Source organism: Microbacterium sp. P26 (assembly GCF_023712585.1).
Classification (GTDB): Bacteria; Actinomycetota; Actinomycetes; order Actinomycetales; family Microbacteriaceae; genus Microbacterium; species Microbacterium algihabitans_A.
Genome location: NZ_JAMAXZ010000004.1, coordinates 108,557 through 124,833 on the forward strand (window position 1 = coordinate 108,557; position 16,277 = coordinate 124,833).

Below are 16,277 nucleotides of genomic sequence, written 5' to 3' on the forward strand. Positions count from 1 at the left end.
CCCTCCGGCGGCTCCGGCCGCCCCTCATCCCGGGCGGAATGGCCCGCCCGGGCACCCAGAGAAAGGCATTCCCATGAAGCACAGAATCCTCGCCGCGACCTCGGGCGTCGCGCTGTCGGCTCTGCTCCTGGCCGGTTGCGCCGGCGGCGGAAGCGGCGACGGCGCCGCGGCCGCAGCCGACTGCGCTCCGGCCGACGGTCAGGTCACGCTCGAGTTCACCTCGTGGATCCCCGGTATCGAGAAGGTCGTCGATATGTGGAACTCGGAGAACCCCGACATCCAGGTCAAGGTGCAGACCGGCCCGAACGGCAACAGCGGCACCTACCAGAACTTCTTCAACCAGATCGCGGCCGGCAACGCCCCCGACCTCGGTCAGATCGAGTACGACGCCCTGCCGAACTTCCTCGTGCAGGACGGCGTCGAGAACATCGCCGGCTGTGCCGACGTCGTCGCCGCGAAAGACCAGTTCGTGCCGTGGGCCTGGAACCAGGTCGCGCTCGGCCAAGACGACGCCGTCTACGGCATCCCGCAGGACATCGGCCCGATGGCGCTGTTCTACCGCAAGGACCTGTTCGCGGCGAACGGCATCGCGGTCCCCACCACGTGGGACGAGTACACCGAGGCCGCGAAGAAGATCCGCGCGCTCGGCGGCTACATCACGAACTTCTCGCAGTCCGACATCAACCAGTTCGCCGGTTTCGTCTGGCAGGCCGGCGGACAGTGGTTCGGCAACGACTCCGAGGGCTGGACCGTCTCGCTGACCGACCCCGCCTCGACCAAGGTCGCCGACTACTGGCAGTCGCTGATCGACCAGGACCTCGTCTCGACCTACCCCGCGTGGACCGACGAGTGGAACAACGCCTACAACTCGAGCCAGGTCTGGACCTGGAACTCGGCCGTCTGGGGTGCCAACTCGATCTCGAGCGGCGCGCCCGACACCGCCGGTGGCTGGGCCGTCTCCGACCTGCCGCAGTGGTCAGCCGGCGACAAGGTCGCGGGCAACTGGGGCGGATCGTCGATCGCCGTGCTCAAGGGCAGCGAGCACCCCTACGAGGCGACGAAGTTCGCCCTGTGGCTGAACACCTCGAAAGAGGCTCTCACCGCGCTGAATGAAGAGGCGAACATCTATCCCGCCACCACCGAGGGCCTCAAGCTCCCCTCGCTGGCCAACGGTGTGGACTTCTACGGCGGTCAGAAGATCTACGACGTCTTCGCCAAGGCGGCGACCGAGGTGAACCCCGACTTCGTGTGGGGCCCGACCATGACCAAGACCTACGCCGACGTCTCGGACGGCTTCAAGGCGGCGGTCAGCGGCAGCGGCACCCTCGCCGACGCCCTGCAGAAGGGTCAGGACTCGACCATCAGCACGCTCGAGTCGCAGTCGATTCCCGTGAAGAAGTAACAGACTCTCCCCACGAGAGGCGCCCGCGGATGCTCCGGCATCCGCGGGCGTTCTTCGTTTCCGGATGCCGATGGGGGTGGGGGCCGGCGGCGTGCGGAACTTGCGGGGTCGGGGGCCCGGGGTTCGGGGGCCCGGGGTTCGGGGGCCCGGGGTTCGGGGGCCCGCAGGGTCGGGGGCCCGGGTTTCGGGGCGAGCGAGGCGCGACCCTCAGCCCGCGACCACCGCCGCGGCCGCGGCGCGGCGCGCGACCTCGGCCAGCGCGTGGCGCAGAGCCGCGGGTCGAGCGTCGGCGATCGGCCGGTCGAACCGCAGGCATTCCGCCGCGAGAGCACCCCACGACCACGACCCCAGCGACACGCGGGTGCGGCCGTCGTCGGTGGCGGCGAGGGTGCCGTCCACCACGTAGGGCTCGAGCTCGGTACGCGACGCGGCGACCACGACCTCGCCCCGGCACGGCCATCCTCCCGTTTCGTCGCCCCCGCGGAAACGCCCCTCGAGATAGCGCACCGGATCACCGCCGGGCAGCTCCCGCCGCGAGAAGACCCGCCCCCGGTGACTCTTCAGCGTCATCCGATCAACGCGGTAGACGCGCCAGTCCGCGCGCTCGGGGGTGAACCCGATGAGATACCACCGTCCGCCGGACCACAGCAGATGGTGCGGCTCGGTCGCACGCGCGGGCCCGTCCGAGCCGGAGTAGTCGAAGCGCACCTCTTCGCTCGCCGCGATGGCCGCCTCGATCGCCCCGAGCACGGCCGGATCGACCCCCACGGCCCCCGCCGGAGCCACCGCCTCGACGGCGAACCGCTGCGCCCGCCGTCCGAGCGCCTCCGGCAGCAGGCGCGAGAGCACGCTCAGCGCTTCGTCGGCGGCGTCGGCGAACGGACCGCCCGTCGACGCAGCGACCCGCAGTGCCACGGCGACCGTCACGGCCTGCTCCGCGTCGAAGGCCACGGGTGGCAACTTCGCCCCCGCGCGCAGACGGTACCCGCCCGCGGGTCCGCGCGTCGCGTCGATCTCGTACCCGAGCTCGCGGAGGCGGTCGACGTCCCGGCGGACCGTACGCTCGCTCACATCGAGACGCCCGGCGAGCGCGGCGGCCGACCAATCGCGACGCGACTGCAGCACGGTCAGCAGCGACAGCAGCCGACGCGACGTCGATGGGGCGGAACTTTCCGGCATGGCATCCATTCTGCGGTCTGTTGCGGACGATCCCTGACCGCAATAGGCGAGAGAGTCATGGCATCCGGAATCTCCCGGCGTCAGACAGGAACCGATATGAGCCTCACCACCACCCTCCACGTCAACTTCGACGGCCAGGCGGCCGACGCCCTCGCCTTCTACGCCGAGGTATTCGGTGGCACCGTCACCGCCGTGCCCTACGGCGACACGGCCGAGGTCCCCGAGCAGCGCGAGCAGATCGTGTGGGGCGAGATGGTCGCACCGAGCGGGGTGCACGTGATGGCGTACGACATCCAGCGCTCGCTCGCCTACGACCGCGGAACCAATCCCTTCTACCTCGCCCTGCGGGGCCACGACGCCGACGAGGTGCGCGCCGCGTGGGAGGGGTTGAGTCGGGATGCCGAGATCCTCGCGTCCTTCGGACCGTCGACCTTCTCGCCTCTGTACGGCAAGCTCGTCGACCGCTTCGGCGTGGTCTGGATCATCGACGTGATCGCCCCCTGGAACGGCTGACCGCGGCGGGAGTCGACCGGCATCTCGGGGCTCGCCGCGTGCATCGGGGCGGGCGCCGAGCGCCCCGGTGCACGGACAGCGTTCCGGACTCCTCCGAGCGCGCGCGGTGGCCGGGGACGACCGCGCGCGACGTCGCGTCGGTCAGCCGAGGGCGGGCACGGCGAGGGTAGATCCCCGCGAACGTCTCGATCACCGCATCCACCGCGCTGCGGCGGGCGAGCGTGCGCTGCGCCTGCTCATCGCGGATCGCCCGGCCGCCACTCACCACGAGATGCAGGAGCAGAGCGCTCGGAGGTTCATCGGGCCAGCGCGACCGCGCGATCTCGAGGGCGTCTTCGACGTCGCGCGTGTGCGTCACCTGCGTGCGCGGTCGGGTCGTCGGCATGCGCCGAGTGTGGCAAAAGGTGTACCACCCGAGCGCGTCAGACCGCCGTGCTGCTGGCGCGCACCACCAGCGCCGCGGGTACCGACTCGGCGATCGGCTCGCCGCCCTCGATCGCGGCGATCAGGGCGGCGACCGCGCGGCGGCCGAGGGCATCGAAGTCCTGGCGCACGGTGGTCAACGGGGGCCGGAACTCCGCGGCATCCGCGATGTCGTCGAAGCCGACCACGGCGACGTCGTCGGGCACCCGCCGGCCCTCGTCGGCGAGAGCACGCAGGGCCCCCAGCGCCATCTGGTCGTTGGCCACGAAGATCGCGGTGGCGCCGACGAGGCCGGAGACGGCCGAGTGACCGGATGCCGAGGTCCAGTCGCCCCGCACGGGCGCGGGCACCGTCGCACCGGCCTCGATCAGCGTCTCGCGCCATCCGCGCTCGCGCTCCGCCGCGGCGAACGACCCCGCGGGCCCGGCGAGATGGTGCACCGTGGAGTGGCCGAGGCTCAGCAGGTGCGCGGTCGCGGCGCGTGCTCCCCCGGCGTGATCGGTCTGCACGATCGAGAAGCGCTCGTCGGACGGAGAGTCGACGACGACGAGGTGCAGGTCGGCGGGCGGCTCGACGTCGCGCGCGAGCTCGGTCGCCTCGTTGAGCACGACCGCTCCATCGACACCCTGCGACCGCAGGCGCGCGAAGGCGTCGCGGATGCCGCGTTCACCGACCGTCACCACGGCGAGGGCGTAGTCGCGCTCCGCCGCGGCCTCGGAGATGGCCTGCAGCATGCGCGAGTTGCCGACCGACGCGAGCGTCGACACGACCAGGCCGATCGTGGAGGTCTGCCCGGTGCGCAGGGCGCGGGCGGCCCGGTGCATGCGGTAGCCGAGGTCGGCCATGGCCTTCTCGACGCGGACACGGGTGGCGGGGTCGACCCGCGGGCTGCCGTTGGCCACGCGCGACACCGTCTGCGCCGAAACCCCGGCCTTCTGGGCCACGTCGGCCATGGATACACGCATCGCACCCCCTCCATGTTGACGATATCACGCGCCAGATGTAGCGTGTTATCGTGAACACGGAGACCCCCACCGCCATCGAGCTGGGCGCCGGCGTCGTCAAACGGCCGACGCATCTCGCCGACGGTCGCGACCTGATCTACTTCGACGACCCCGACACGTCGCTCGGCGCCGAGCGCGCGGTCGACGCCCGCACCCTCGACCCGCGTCCCGCCACCGCCACCATGCGGCAGGACGTGCTGACCGGCGACTGGATCACCGTGGCATCCAATCGTCAGAACCGCGCGTTCCTCCCCCCGGCGCACCTCGACCCGCTCTCGCCGCAGACGCCGACCAACCCGTCGGAGATCCCCTCGCTCTACGACGTCGCGGTGTTCGAGAACAAGTCGCCCTCGTTCGGCCCCGCCCTCGACGCCGCGGTCGGCGACGCCCCGGAAGCCGTCGATCCCCCGCGCGGCGCAGACGACCTCGAGCACCTCGGCCTCGGCCGCACCCGCACCTCCGTCGGCCGCTGCGAGGTCGTCTGCTTCAGCCCCGAGCACGAGGGGTCGTTCGGTTCACTGTCGCGCACGCGCGCCCGCACCGTCATCGAGGCGTGGGCCGACCGCACCGCCGCGCTGTCGCAGCTCCCCGGCATCCGTCAGGTGTTCCCCTTCGAGAACCGCGGCAAGGACATCGGCGTCACCCTGCCCCACCCGCACGGGCAGATCTACGCCTACCCCTACGTCACGCCGCGCACGCAGCGCCTGCTCGACACGATCTCGCGCACCTCCGACGACCTGTTCGCGCGCATCCTCGAGTTCGAACAGGCCGGCGAGCGCGTCGTGCTGCGGGGCGAGCACTGGACGGCATTCGTGCCGTTCGCCGCCCGCTGGCCCATCGAGGTGCACGTGCTGCCGCACCGCCACGTCGCCGATCTGTCCGAGACGACCGACGCCGAGCGCGACGAGCTCGCCCCGTTCTACCTGCGACTGCTGCGCGGCATCGACGCGCTGTACGACACCCCCACGCCCTACATCGCCGCGTGGCACCAGGCTCCGGTCGACCGCGCGCGCGACGCGATCCGCCTCAATCTGCAGATCACCTCGCCGCGCCGCGCCGCGGACAAGCTGAAGTACCTCGCCGGATCCGAGTCCGCCATGGGCGCCTGGATCGGCGATGTGACCCCCGAGTCGCAGGCCGAGCGCCTGCGCGCCGCCCTCGACACCGTTCCGGAGGTGACGGCATGACCGCCGTCGACGACGCCCGCGCCCTTCTTGCCACCCTGACCGACGCCCCCGTCGCAGGAGTGTGGTCGGCCCCCGGACGCGCCAACCTCATCGGCGAGCACACCGACTACAACGAGGGCTTCGTCTTCCCCTTCGCGATCGCCCAGCGCACCGCGGCCGCCGTGGCCCTGCGCGACGACGAGGTCATCCGCGTGAGCTCGACGTTCGCCGACGCGCCCGTCGAGGTCTCGCTCACCGAGCTCGACGCCCGCATCGCCGCCGGAGGCCTCGACTGGGCCGGGTACCCGCTCGGTGTGGCGTGGGCGTTGCGTCGTGAGGTTCCGGATGCCGCGACCCGCGGCGTCGACATCGCTTTGGCCTCGGAGGTTCCGGTCGGAGCCGGCCTCTCGTCGTCGGCGGCGATCGAGGGGGCCGTGGCATCCGCCCTGAACGACGTCTGGGCGACCGGTCTCGACAAGGTCGCCCTTGCTCGCGTCGGCCGGGTCGCCGAGAACGACGCCGTGGGCGCGCCCACCGGGATCATGGACCAGATGGCCTCGATGCTCGGCGTCGCCGACGCCGCGACCTTCCTCGACTGCCGCACGCTCGACACGCGCCCGGTGCCGCTCGGCTTCGCCGACGCCGGCCTGTCGATCCTCGTCGTCGACACCCTCGTCGAGCACGCGCACTCCACCGGCGGATACCGCGAGCGTCGCGAGGCCTGCGAGCGGGGAGCGGCCGCGTTCGGCGTCGCCTCGCTGCGCGATCTCACCGTCGACGACCTGCCGCGCGCTCAGGAGATGCTCGACGACGTCACCTTCCGCCGCGTCCGTCACGTGATCACCGAGAACCAGCGCGTGCTCGACACCGTGGCCGCCCTCGACGCCGACGGTCCCTCCGCGATCGGCGACCTGCTGGTCGCCTCGCACGCCTCGATGCGCGACGACTTCGAGATCTCGGTCCCCGAGCTCGACCTCGCCGTCGAGACGACGCTCACGGCCGGCGCCCTCGGCGCACGCATGACCGGCGGCGGCTTCGGCGGAGCGGCCATCGCCCTCATGCCGGTCGGGCTCATCGCGGACGCGACCGAGGCGGTGCGCGCTGCCTTCTCGGCATCCGGATACCGCGCCCCGAACGTCTTCACCGTGACCCCGTCGGAGGGCGCCCGCCGCGACGCCTGATCGCCCCGCGGGGCTGTGCGCGTGCACAACTCCGGAGATTCGGCCGCACACCGGCCCATCCACCTGCTCCGGGCCCGGAAGAGACGCGAATCTCCGGAGTTGTGTACCGCCGGCGCCCGTATCCGCCGCCGACGCAACCTGACGGCGGCCCCCTGCGAAACCCTGACCGGCTGCGTGGTCTCTGCGTGCACAACTCCGGAGATCCGGCCGAAAACCGGCCCATCCGCCGCCCCCCGGCCCGGAACCGACGCGAATCTCCTGAGTTGTGTACCGCCTGCGGGAGCCCGGGCGTAACCTGCCCGCATGGGCGACGACGAGGTGCTGGCCTGGCTGCGCGACAGCGACCCGAGCCTGCGGTGGAAGGTCGAGCGCGACCTTCTCGATGCGCCCGAGGCGACCTGGCAGGCCACCCGCGCCCGTGTCGCTCACGAGGGCTTCGGGGCGCAGCTGCTCGCCGCGCAGGGCGAAGACGGACTCTGGGCGGGCGGCGCGCACTTCCCCGCCGGTTTTCCGGAGGACGAGCCGCAGCCCTGGACCGCGACGTCGTGGTCGCTCATGAGCCTGAGGGAATGGGGGGTGGATGCCGATGCCCTCCGCCCCGACACCGCCGGGCTCCTGAAGCGCAACGCCCGCTGGGAGTACGACGACCTCCCCTTCTGGGACGGTGAGGTCGACGCGTGCATCAACGCCTTCACCCTCGCCAGCGGAGCGTGGCTGGGCGCGGACGTCAGCGGCATCCGGGACTGGTTCGTGAGGCACCGCCTGCCGGACGGCGGCTGGAACTGCGAGTGGGTGGAGGGCTCGACGAGGTCGTCGTTCCACTCGACGCTCAACGCGGTGATCGGGATCCTCGACGACGAGTGGCGCAGCGGCGGCACCCCCGAACTGCACGGCGCCCGCAAGGCCGGCGAGGAGTACCTGCTCGAGCGTCGCCTGCTCTACCGGCTCTCCACCGGTGAGCGCCACGTGTGGGCGCACCACCTCGGCTACCCGTTCCGCCACCGGTACAGCACGCTGCGCGCCCTCGACCACTTCCGCGCCGCCGCTCTGCATGACGACGAGGCGCCGGATCCGCGGTTGTCCGAGGCCGTCGACCGCGTCCGCGCCTCTCGCGACCCCGACGGATCGTGGCACCAGGCGTACCCGATGGACGGCGCCGTGTGGTTCCCGGTCGACGTGCCCGCGGGTGAGCCTTCGCGATGGTTGACCTTCTTCGCGCTGCGCGTGCTGCGCTGGTGGGACGGCGCGCGCGCTTCGGCGTGAGGGGTCGGAAACTGTCGCTTCGGGGCGTGCGGAAGCGACGCTCTTCGACCCCTCACGCGGCAGGCGGGGCAGGATGAGGGGCATGGATGCCGCTCCGCTCGCGCACACGTCGAAGGGTGAGGTCCGGGGGTTCCGTCGGGGTGGGACGGCCGTGTTCCTCGGCATCCCGTTCGCCCAGGCCCCCGTGGGCGCACTGCGCTTCGCCGCACCCGAGCCCGTCGACGCCTGGGACGGGGTGCGCGAGGCCACGACCTACGGCGCCACGACGCAACGCGGCGACGCCGGCATCACGTTGATCCCCGAGCCGAGCGTGCCGGGCGAGGCCACGCTGAACGTCAACGTCTTCACTCCCGCCGATGCGGTTCCGGATGCCGCGCTGCCGGTGCTCGTGTGGATCCACGGCGGCGGCTTCGTGTCGGGGTCGCCGGCCAGCCGCTGGTACGACGGCGACGCGTTCGCGCGCGACGGCGTCGTGACGGTCGTGATCTCGTACCGCCTGGGCTTCGACGGGTTCGGCGCGATCGAGGGTGCCCCCGCGAACCGCGGACTGCGCGATCAGATCGCGGCGCTCGAGTGGGTGCGCGACGAGATCCGCGCGTTCGGCGGCGACCCCGCCCGGGTGACGATCGCGGGGCAGTCCGCGGGCGGCGGGTCGGTGCTCGCGCTGATGGCCAGCCCCGCGGCATCCGGACTCTTCCGCGCCGCGATGGCGATCTCGCCCGCCGTGGGCGCTGTCGCGGGATCGACCGCGCGCCGCTTCGCCGACCGCGTGGCGCGGCTGGCCGGGGTCTCGGCCGACCGCGACGGGTTCGCCGGGGTGCCCGAGCAGCGCCTTCTCGCCCTGCAGCGCGCGGCGCAGAAACCCGAGCGCGGAGCGCGCTTGTCGGGGCTCACCGCTCTGCTCGACGATGGGCTGCCCCTGGGGCCGGTCATCGACGGCGAACTGCTGCCGGTGGGCCCTCTCGACGCTCTGGCCGAAGGCGCCTCGGCTGAGATCCCGCTGGTGATCGGGTCGACGGACGACGAGTTCACCGGGCTGACCGCGAGGTTCCGGGCGGTGCTGCGCCTGGTGCCGGTGCCGTTCGCGTTGGCGGCGCTGGGGCTCGGGCGCTCGCGCCGCCGCGCCTACCTCGAGCGCACGAGACGCCGAGGCGCCGCCGCCGTGCTCGGCGGGTACGCGAGCGATCGCGTGATCCGCGCGACGGTGCTGCGTGCGGCCCGGGCCCGCGCGGGAGCCGCCACCTGGCTCTACCGGTTCGCGTGGCGGTCGCCGTCGCTCGGGATCGCCGGGCACTGCCTCGACGTGCCGTTCTGGTTCGATCACCTCGACGCCGAGGGCGTGGACCGCATCGCGGGCGAGACTCCCCCGGCCGCTCTGGCCGCCGAGATGCACGCCGCGGCAGTGGCGTTCGCGCGCGACGGCGATCCGGGGTGGCCGGGGTGGGATGCCACGACGAGGCGCGCGCGGGTGTTCGGCGCCGCGGCATCCGCCCCCGCCGTCGAGACGGACGCGTACGCCGACGTCGCACCGCTGGTCTGACCCGCGATCTCCCGCGTGAGGAGTCACTCCCTGTCGCGCAGGCGTCTGCGCGGCGACAGGAAACGACCCCTCACGCGGGAGGGGACGACGATCAGAGCTGCGGGATGACCTCGCGCTCGAACAGCGAGATGCCGGAGGTGTCGTAGGCGGCTTCGGGGAAGTAGTGGATCGCGTAGCCGAGGCCGTGGTCGGCCCGCTCGCGCAGGCGCTCGACGATCTGCTCGGGGGTGCCGAACGCGTCGGAGGAGCGGTAGTCGGCTTCGATGGCATCCGCCCGCTCGTCGCCCACGTGCGGACGCAGGCGCGCGACGACGGCGGCCAGACGATCGGAGGCCTCGGCCTCGGTCGCGGCGACGATCGTGTTGAAGTTCGTCGAGCGGGTGATCTCGGACGCGTCGCGGCCGAGGGTCTCGCAGTGCCCGCGCAGCACCTCGGACTTGTGATCGAACTCCTCGAGCGAGCCGCCGAAGTTGGTGTACGAGGCGTACTTCGCCGCGATCTTGAGCGTGACCTTCTCGCCGCCGCCGGCGATCCACAGCGGAATGCCGCCGGGCTGCAGGGGCTTCGGCTGCACGATCGCGCCGTCGACCTCGTAGTACTTCCCCGACAGGGTGGCCTCGCCCGTGGTCCAGGCCTGGTGCATGATCTCGACGCCCTCGCGGAGGCGCCCGAGGCGCTCGGCGATGGGCGGGAAGCCGTAGCCGTAGGCCTTCCACTCGTGCTCGTACCATCCGCCGCCGATGCCCATCTCGGCGCGGCCTCCCGAGATCGCGTCGACGGTGGCCGCGACCTTCGCGAGGTACGCCGGGTTGCGGTAGCCCATGCAGGTGCACATCTGGCCGAGGCGCACGCGGTCGGTCGCGGCGGCGAAGGCGGCCATGAGCGTCCACGCCTCGTGCGTGGCCTCGGTGCTCGGCACGGGGGTGGTGTGGAAGTGGTCGTAGACCCAGAGCGACGTCCAGGGGCCGTCGTCGGCGCTCTGGGCGAGGGAGTTCATCACCCGCCAGTGCTCGGCGGGGTCGATCCCCACGAGGTCGAAGCGCCAGCCCTGCGGAACGAAGATGCCGAAGTCCATGGCCTCACCCTAGGCCCGGGTACCGACATCGGGGCCGGTCACGGTCCGGGGGGGGTCGAGAGGGGCGGGTCGCGAGGGGAGGCTCCCCGTGCCAGGGCTTCGGAATCGAGGGCCCGGGGTCCCCGGTCCGAGGGTCGACACCACGAGGGCGGCGTTCCACAGGTCGGGCGAGGTGTGCCGTCCGAGCGGGTGAAGCGAGGGGCGCCCCGGCCGTCATGCCCCGCACGCGCGGACATCCTGGATGGATCATGCCGCCCTCCACGCTCACCCTCGCCCCGGTCATGCTGGCCCTCATCTGCGTCGCCGCCCCCGCGCTGGTGGCCAGCGGTGTGGCCAAGCTCATCGCCCTCGACGACGCTCCGCGCACCCTCGCGGCACTGCGCCTGCCGCAGCGTGCCGCACGAGCGAGCGTCGCCGCTGTATCGGTCGTCGAGATCGTGCTGGGCATGGTCTTGGTCGTGGGCGACGGTTTCGTGCGCGTCGTCGCGTCGAGTGCCGTGGTCGCTCTGCTTGCGCTCTTCACGGTCGTCGTCACGCGCGCCGTCGCGCGGGGGTCGGTGGAGGACTGCGGATGCTTCGGGCGGTGGAGCAGGACGCCCGTGTCGGCGGCGCTCGTGCGCCGCAACGGCGTCTTCACACTCGTCGCGCTGGTGATGGCGGGCGCGGCCTCCGCCGCCTCCGCCGGGGGCGTGCCCGCGGTGCCGACGGTGCTCGTGACGGCGCCGATCGCGAGCGCGTTGACCCTCGGCTCGAGCGCAGCGCTCGCGATCGCAGGGTTCGTGGCCGCGCGCGCCGGACGACGGGGCGGCCTTCCCGCCCCCGACATCATGAACCAGCGCCCGCCGCTGCTTCGCGAAGACGGGCTCGTGATCGACGTCGTGACCGAGGCCGTGCGCGGACGCGCGCAGCTGCTGCTGTTCACCCAGCCGCTGTGCGGCAAGTGCGAACGCGCGGCCGCCCTGCTCGATCGCGAGCACGATGCCCTGGCCGGTTTCGTGGACGCGCGCATCGTCTACGCGGTGGGCCCCGGTCTCGATTGGAACGCCCCCGCCCGCCAGGCCGACGGTCCCCGCACGGGGGCCGCACTCGACCTCGGCGGAGCGCTCGCGCAGGCGCTCGACGTCGGCTCGGAGCGCCCCGTCGCCGTGCTCATCGCGACGAGCGGGCGTCCCGTGCTGCCCTACGCCGTGGGCGAGGGAGAGATCGAGGCACTGGTCGACGCGCTGGTCGGCTCGCGCGCGTAGGCCGGCTCGCCCGCGGAGGCAGCTCGCCCGCGTGAGCGGCTCGTGAGCGGCTCGCGCGCCTCACCGGCCGCCGACGCACACGCCGGCCGTCGTCCCCAGGCTCAGTCGCCGAACGCCGCGAGACGCTTGCGCATCACGGCGACCGCGTCGGCGTTGTCGTCGATCAGCACGCTGTCGCGTCCGAGGGGCGCGGCCACCGCACCGAGCGTGCCACTGCCGGCGAACATGTCGAGCACCCTGTCACCCGGGCGCGACGAGGCCTGCACCATGCGGCGCAGCACCCCCTCGGGCTTCTGCGTCGGGTAGCCGGTCTTCTCGCGGCCCGTGGTCGGCACGATCGTGTGCCACCAGACGTCGGTGGGCATCTTGCCGCGCGCGGCCTTCTCGGCCGTCACCAGTCCCGGGGCCATGTAGGGCTCGCGGTCGACGGCGTCGGAGTCGAAGAAGTACGCCGACGGGTTCTTGACGTACACGAGGATCGTCTCGTGCTTGGTGGGCCAGCGGCGCTTGGTCTTGGCGCCGTAGTCGTAGGCCCAGATCAGCTCGTTCAAGAAGTGGTCGCGACCGAAGAGCGCATCGCACATGACCTTGGCGTAGTGCACCTCGCGGTAGTCGAGGTGCAGGTAGAGCGTGCCGTCGTCGGCGAGCAGGCGCCAGGCCTCGACGAGCCGCGGCTCGAGGAAGCCCCAGTAGTCGTCGAACCGGTCGTCGTAGGTGCGCAGGTCGCCGCGTAGGCGCGCGTACTCCCGGCCGTGGAACCCGCGCTGCACCACCGGCGGCGGGGGCGGCTCCTCTTCGGGGAAGTCGAGCATGTTGGGATCGTCGACGGATGCCGCCGTCTCGGGCGCAGCGTCGGGCTCTTCGGCATCCGGAGCCTCTTCGGCCGAGAGCTTGCGCGTCGCCGACTCGACCGCCTTCGAGCGCGTGCGGCCGGTGTTGAACGGCGGATCGAGGTACACGAGGGCGAAGCTGCCGTCGGCCAGGCCCGGGGTCACCGCGAGGTTGTCGGCGTGGTGGATCGCGACGCGGCCGGGGGCGGGCGCGTCGGGCAGGGCGTCGGCGCTCACGGGACGCGCTGCAGCCACTGCTCGGTGGAGAACTTGGAGGCGACGAGGGCCTCGGCCTCGGCGTACTCCTCGTCGGAGATGTGCCCCTCGGTCGCGCCATAGAGCGTGGTGAAGGTCTGGATGAAGCGGTCGATGACCTCGTCGCGCGGCAGACCGGTCTGGCTGCGCAGGGGGTCGACGCGCTTGGCGGCCGACACGGTGCCCTTGTCGCTGAGCTTCTCGCGGCCGATGCGCAGCACCTCGGTGAGCACCTGGCCGTCCATGTCGTAGCTCAGGGTCGCGTGGTGCAGCACTCCGCCGTTGGCGAGGCGCTTCTGCGCGGCGCCGCCGATCTTGCCGTGGGGACCCGCGATGTCGTTGAGCGGCTGGTACACCGCGTCGATGCCGAGCGAGCGCAGGGCCTGCAGCACCCAGTCGTCGAGGAAAGCGTACGAATCGGCGAACGTCATGCCCGCCACCAGCGACGCGGGGACGTACAGCGAGTACGTCACGATCGAGTTGGCGGCCATGAGCATGGCGCCCCCGCCCGAGATGCGGCGCACCACGTCGAAGCCGTGCTTCGCGGCACCCTCGGGGTCGACCTCGTTGCGCAGCGACTGGAACGAGCCGATGACGACGGCGTTCTCGTTCCACTCCCACAGGCGCAGGGTCGGCTTGCGGAGCCCCGCGCCCACGCGCGCGGTGAGCACCTCGTCGAGGGCGAGATTCATGCGGGGCGAGACGGGGCCGTCGTGCACGACCTCCCACTCGAAGTCGCCCCAGCCGGGAGCCGTGACGAGGGCGCGGCGGATCGCGGTGGCGACTGACTCAGGGGTGAATCCGAGCAGCTGCGCCCCCTCGGGCAGCGCCGCGCGGATCGCCGCGGCGAGGATGGGGACGTCGGACTCGACCGGCATGCCGTTGACGGCCGCGTCGATGTCGTCGAGGGCGTCGTCGGGCTCGAGGAAGAAGTCACCCGCCAAGTGGAAACCGTGGATGCGGCCCTCGCGCTCTTCGAGGTCGACGACGACCAGTTTTCCGCCGGGGACCTTGTACTCGCCGTGCATGCCTCCAGCCTACGACCGCACGGGCACACGACGATCGACGGCGGGCGTCGGCTCGACGGGCCCCACGATCGGGCGACGCGCGTGCGGCCACCAGTTCGCGCGACCGAGGAGCGTCATCAGCGCGGGGAGCAGGAGCCCTCGGACGACGGTGACGTCGAGGACCACCGCGATCACCATGCCCACCCCGATCTCCTTCATCGCGACCAGCTCGCCGACGGCGAAGCCGACGAAGACGACGCAGATCGCCGCCGCGGCCAGTGTCACGACGGGGCCGGTGCGGGCGATGCCGTGGCGCACGGCCTCGGCGCTGGCCGCGCGAGGGCCAGCGGAGAGATCTCGCGCGCGCCAGCCCTCGGTGATGCGCGACAACAGGAACACCTCGTAGTCCATCGTGAGCCCGAAGGCGAGGAGCCCGATCAGCAGGGGGGTGGTCACATCGAGCGTGCCGCGAGGCTCGAATCCGAGCAGAGGGGCGCCCCAGCCCCATCCGAAGACGGCGGTGAGCACGCCCAGGGTCGACGCCACCGTGAGGGCGGCGAGCAGGAGCGCCTTCAGCGGGACCACGAGCGAGCGGGTGAGCGCGAAGAGCAGGGCGAAGCTCGCCGCGGCGACGATCGCCAGGGCCCACGGCAGGCGCGCGGCCAGGTGATCGCGCGTGTCGATGAGCGAGGCGGCGGGCCCCGTGACCTCGAGGGGGACGGGCGTCGCGAGACCGCGCACCTCGGTCACGAGCCGCTGCGCCGCGTCTCCCGTGGCGCTGTCGCCGACGGGGGTGAAGGCGACCGCCGTGATCTCGGGCGGCAGCCCCTGCACCACGTCGGCGTCGGCGACGTCGGGAAGGGCCGCGATCCGGTCGAGGACGCCGGTGACGGCGTCATCCTGAATCGATCCGTCGAGCACGACCGTGACGGGCTCGATCCCGATCCCGGTGAAGCCCGTCGTCGTCGCCTCGTACGCGCGTCGTTCCTCGGCCGCCGCGGGAAGGGAGCGGATGTCGGAGTCGTCGAGCGCGAGGGATGCCACGGGAGCGGCGAGCAGCAACATCGCCGCCGCAGTGGAGACGGCGACGACCCCCGGCCGGCGCTGAGCAAGACGGGTCGACCGGGCCAGCAGCCCCTCGCGCGACGCACGGCCTCCCCACGGGCGGGCCCACGTGCGCGCTCCGGCGAACGGCAGCGCGCGATGCAGGAACGACAGCGTGGCCGGCACGAGCGTCAGGCCCGCAAGGGTGGCGACCACGACGACGACCGCTCCACCGAGCGCCATCCCCGAGAGCAGGGGGTCGCCGAGGATCAGGATGCCGAGGAGGGCCACGGTCACGGCGAGACCAGACACGAGGACGGCGCGGCCGGCACCCGCGACGGCACGGGCGACGAGCTCGTCGAGGGGCGCGGTGGGTTCGGCGGTGCGTTCCTCGCGGAGGCGCAGCACCACGAGGAGGCTGTAATCGACGGCAAGGCCCAGGCCCAGGATCGTGACGACGTTCACCGCGAACTCGTTGACGTCGACGACACGGGCGAGCAGACCCAGGATCGCGAGCGTCGGGGCGATCGCGGCGAGAGCGGCGACCACGGGGACGAGGGCGATGCGGAGCGAGCCGAGCGCGAGGGTGAGCAACACGATGAGGACGAGGATCGCGATGCCCTCGCCGACTGCCGCGTCGGTGGTCGCCCGATCGACGAAGGCCTCCTCGGCCAGGAGGGGTCCGCCGACGAGGACCTCGGGCGCGTCGATCGTGTGGAGAAGGTCGGAGACGGCGGATGCCGTGGCGACGGCCTCGTCGCCGGTGAGACCGAGCGCGAGTTCGACGACGACCAGGGACGAGCGGCCGTCGTCACCGATGGCCCCACCCGCGGTGTAGGCGTCGGTCACCTCGGCGACCCCGGGGACGGCGCGGACAGCGGCCATGACGGCGGTCGCACTGTCGCGCAGCGTCGGGGAGAAGAAGTCCTCGCCGCGGACGACGGCGGTGATGATCTCCCCCTCGGGGTCGAGGGCGTCGAGGCGCTCGGTGGCGCGTAAGGACTCGCTGTGGGCCGGGGCGTCGGCGACCGAGACGGTGCGGTCGAAGGCGTCACCGGCGAGGGCCCCGCCGACGACGACGAGCACGGACCAGGCGAGGAGGACGAGAAGGCGGTGCCGGCTCATGCGGCGGCCGAGGGAGGAGAGCATGG

13 protein-coding genes are annotated in these 16,277 nt (G+C 72.4%); 7 read left to right on the top strand and 6 right to left on the bottom strand.

Annotated elements, in window-relative coordinates:
* Nucleotides 1–73: 73 nt before the first annotated feature.
* Nucleotides 74–1,402: an ABC transporter substrate-binding protein gene (locus M3667_RS09775; RefSeq protein WP_251507669.1), complete on the top strand. Its 1,329-nt coding sequence runs from the start codon at nt 74–76 to the stop codon at nt 1,400–1,402.
* Between the two features lie 207 nt (nt 1,403–1,609).
* Here M3667_RS09775 and M3667_RS09780 read toward each other — a convergent pair whose 3' ends face one another.
* On the bottom strand, nt 1,610–2,581 hold the full coding sequence (locus M3667_RS09780) for a YafY family protein (RefSeq protein ID WP_251507670.1): 972 nt from the start codon (nt 2,579–2,581) through the stop codon (nt 1,610–1,612).
* A gap of 96 nt (nt 2,582–2,677) precedes the next feature.
* Here M3667_RS09780 and M3667_RS09785 point away from each other — a divergent pair, with 96 nt between their 5' ends.
* Nucleotides 2,678–3,094: a VOC family protein gene (locus tag M3667_RS09785; RefSeq protein ID WP_251507671.1), complete on the top strand. Its 417-nt coding sequence runs from the start codon at nt 2,678–2,680 to the stop codon at nt 3,092–3,094.
* A gap of 422 nt (nt 3,095–3,516) precedes the next feature.
* On the opposite strand, the gene M3667_RS09790 is transcribed toward M3667_RS09785, so the two are convergent.
* Nucleotides 3,517–4,470 carry a LacI family DNA-binding transcriptional regulator gene (locus M3667_RS09790; RefSeq protein ID WP_251507672.1) on the bottom strand — a complete coding sequence of 318 codons (954 nt, stop codon included), beginning with the start codon at nt 4,468–4,470 and terminating at the stop codon, nt 3,517–3,519.
* A gap of 62 nt (nt 4,471–4,532) precedes the next feature.
* Here M3667_RS09790 and galT point away from each other — a divergent pair, with 62 nt between their 5' ends.
* The 4 genes from galT (at nt 4,533) to M3667_RS09810 (ending at nt 9,671) form a co-directional block, all read left to right on the top strand.
* Complete coding sequence (gene galT, locus M3667_RS09795) at nt 4,533–5,708, top strand: galactose-1-phosphate uridylyltransferase (protein WP_251507673.1); 1,176 nt, start codon at nt 4,533–4,535, stop codon at nt 5,706–5,708.
* On the top strand, nt 5,705–6,868 hold the full coding sequence (gene galK, locus M3667_RS09800; RefSeq protein WP_251507674.1) for a galactokinase: 1,164 nt from the start codon (nt 5,705–5,707) through the stop codon (nt 6,866–6,868). Before galT ends, galK begins: the two co-directional genes overlap by 4 nt.
* A gap of 303 nt (nt 6,869–7,171) precedes the next feature.
* A complete protein-coding gene (locus M3667_RS09805; RefSeq protein ID WP_251507675.1) occupies nt 7,172–8,131 on the top strand; it encodes a squalene cyclase in 960 nt (319 codons plus the stop codon).
* Nucleotides 8,132–8,213: 82 nt separating this feature from the next.
* Nucleotides 8,214–9,671 (top strand): carboxylesterase/lipase family protein, encoded by a 1,458-nt coding sequence (locus tag M3667_RS09810; RefSeq protein WP_251507676.1) that lies wholly within the window; start codon nt 8,214–8,216, stop codon nt 9,669–9,671.
* A 91-nt stretch (nt 9,672–9,762) separates the two neighbouring features.
* Here M3667_RS09810 and M3667_RS09815 read toward each other — a convergent pair whose 3' ends face one another.
* Nucleotides 9,763–10,746: an LLM class F420-dependent oxidoreductase gene (locus M3667_RS09815; RefSeq protein ID WP_251507677.1), complete on the bottom strand. Its 984-nt coding sequence runs from the start codon at nt 10,744–10,746 to the stop codon at nt 9,763–9,765.
* 248 nt (nt 10,747–10,994) lie between these two features.
* Here M3667_RS09815 and M3667_RS09820 point away from each other — a divergent pair, with 248 nt between their 5' ends.
* The gene (locus M3667_RS09820; protein WP_251507678.1) at nt 10,995–11,990 is read left to right on the top strand and encodes a MauE/DoxX family redox-associated membrane protein; all 996 of its coding nucleotides are present in this window, start codon (nt 10,995–10,997) and stop codon (nt 11,988–11,990) included.
* A 101-nt stretch (nt 11,991–12,091) separates the two neighbouring features.
* On the opposite strand, the gene M3667_RS09825 is transcribed toward M3667_RS09820, so the two are convergent.
* The 3 genes from M3667_RS09825 to M3667_RS09835 are packed head-to-tail and all read right to left on the bottom strand — an operon-like array spanning nt 12,092 to nt 16,275.
* The gene (locus M3667_RS09825; protein ID WP_251507679.1) at nt 12,092–13,057 is read right to left on the bottom strand and encodes a site-specific DNA-methyltransferase; all 966 of its coding nucleotides are present in this window, start codon (nt 13,055–13,057) and stop codon (nt 12,092–12,094) included.
* On the bottom strand, nt 13,054–14,103 hold the full coding sequence (locus tag M3667_RS09830; RefSeq protein WP_251507680.1) for a biotin/lipoate A/B protein ligase family protein: 1,050 nt from the start codon (nt 14,101–14,103) through the stop codon (nt 13,054–13,056). Before M3667_RS09830 ends, M3667_RS09825 begins: the two co-directional genes overlap by 4 nt.
* Before the next feature lie 9 nt (nt 14,104–14,112).
* Nucleotides 14,113–16,275 (bottom strand): MMPL family transporter, encoded by a 2,163-nt coding sequence (locus tag M3667_RS09835; RefSeq protein ID WP_251507681.1) that lies wholly within the window; start codon nt 16,273–16,275, stop codon nt 14,113–14,115.
* Nucleotides 16,276–16,277: the final 2 nt, after the last annotated feature.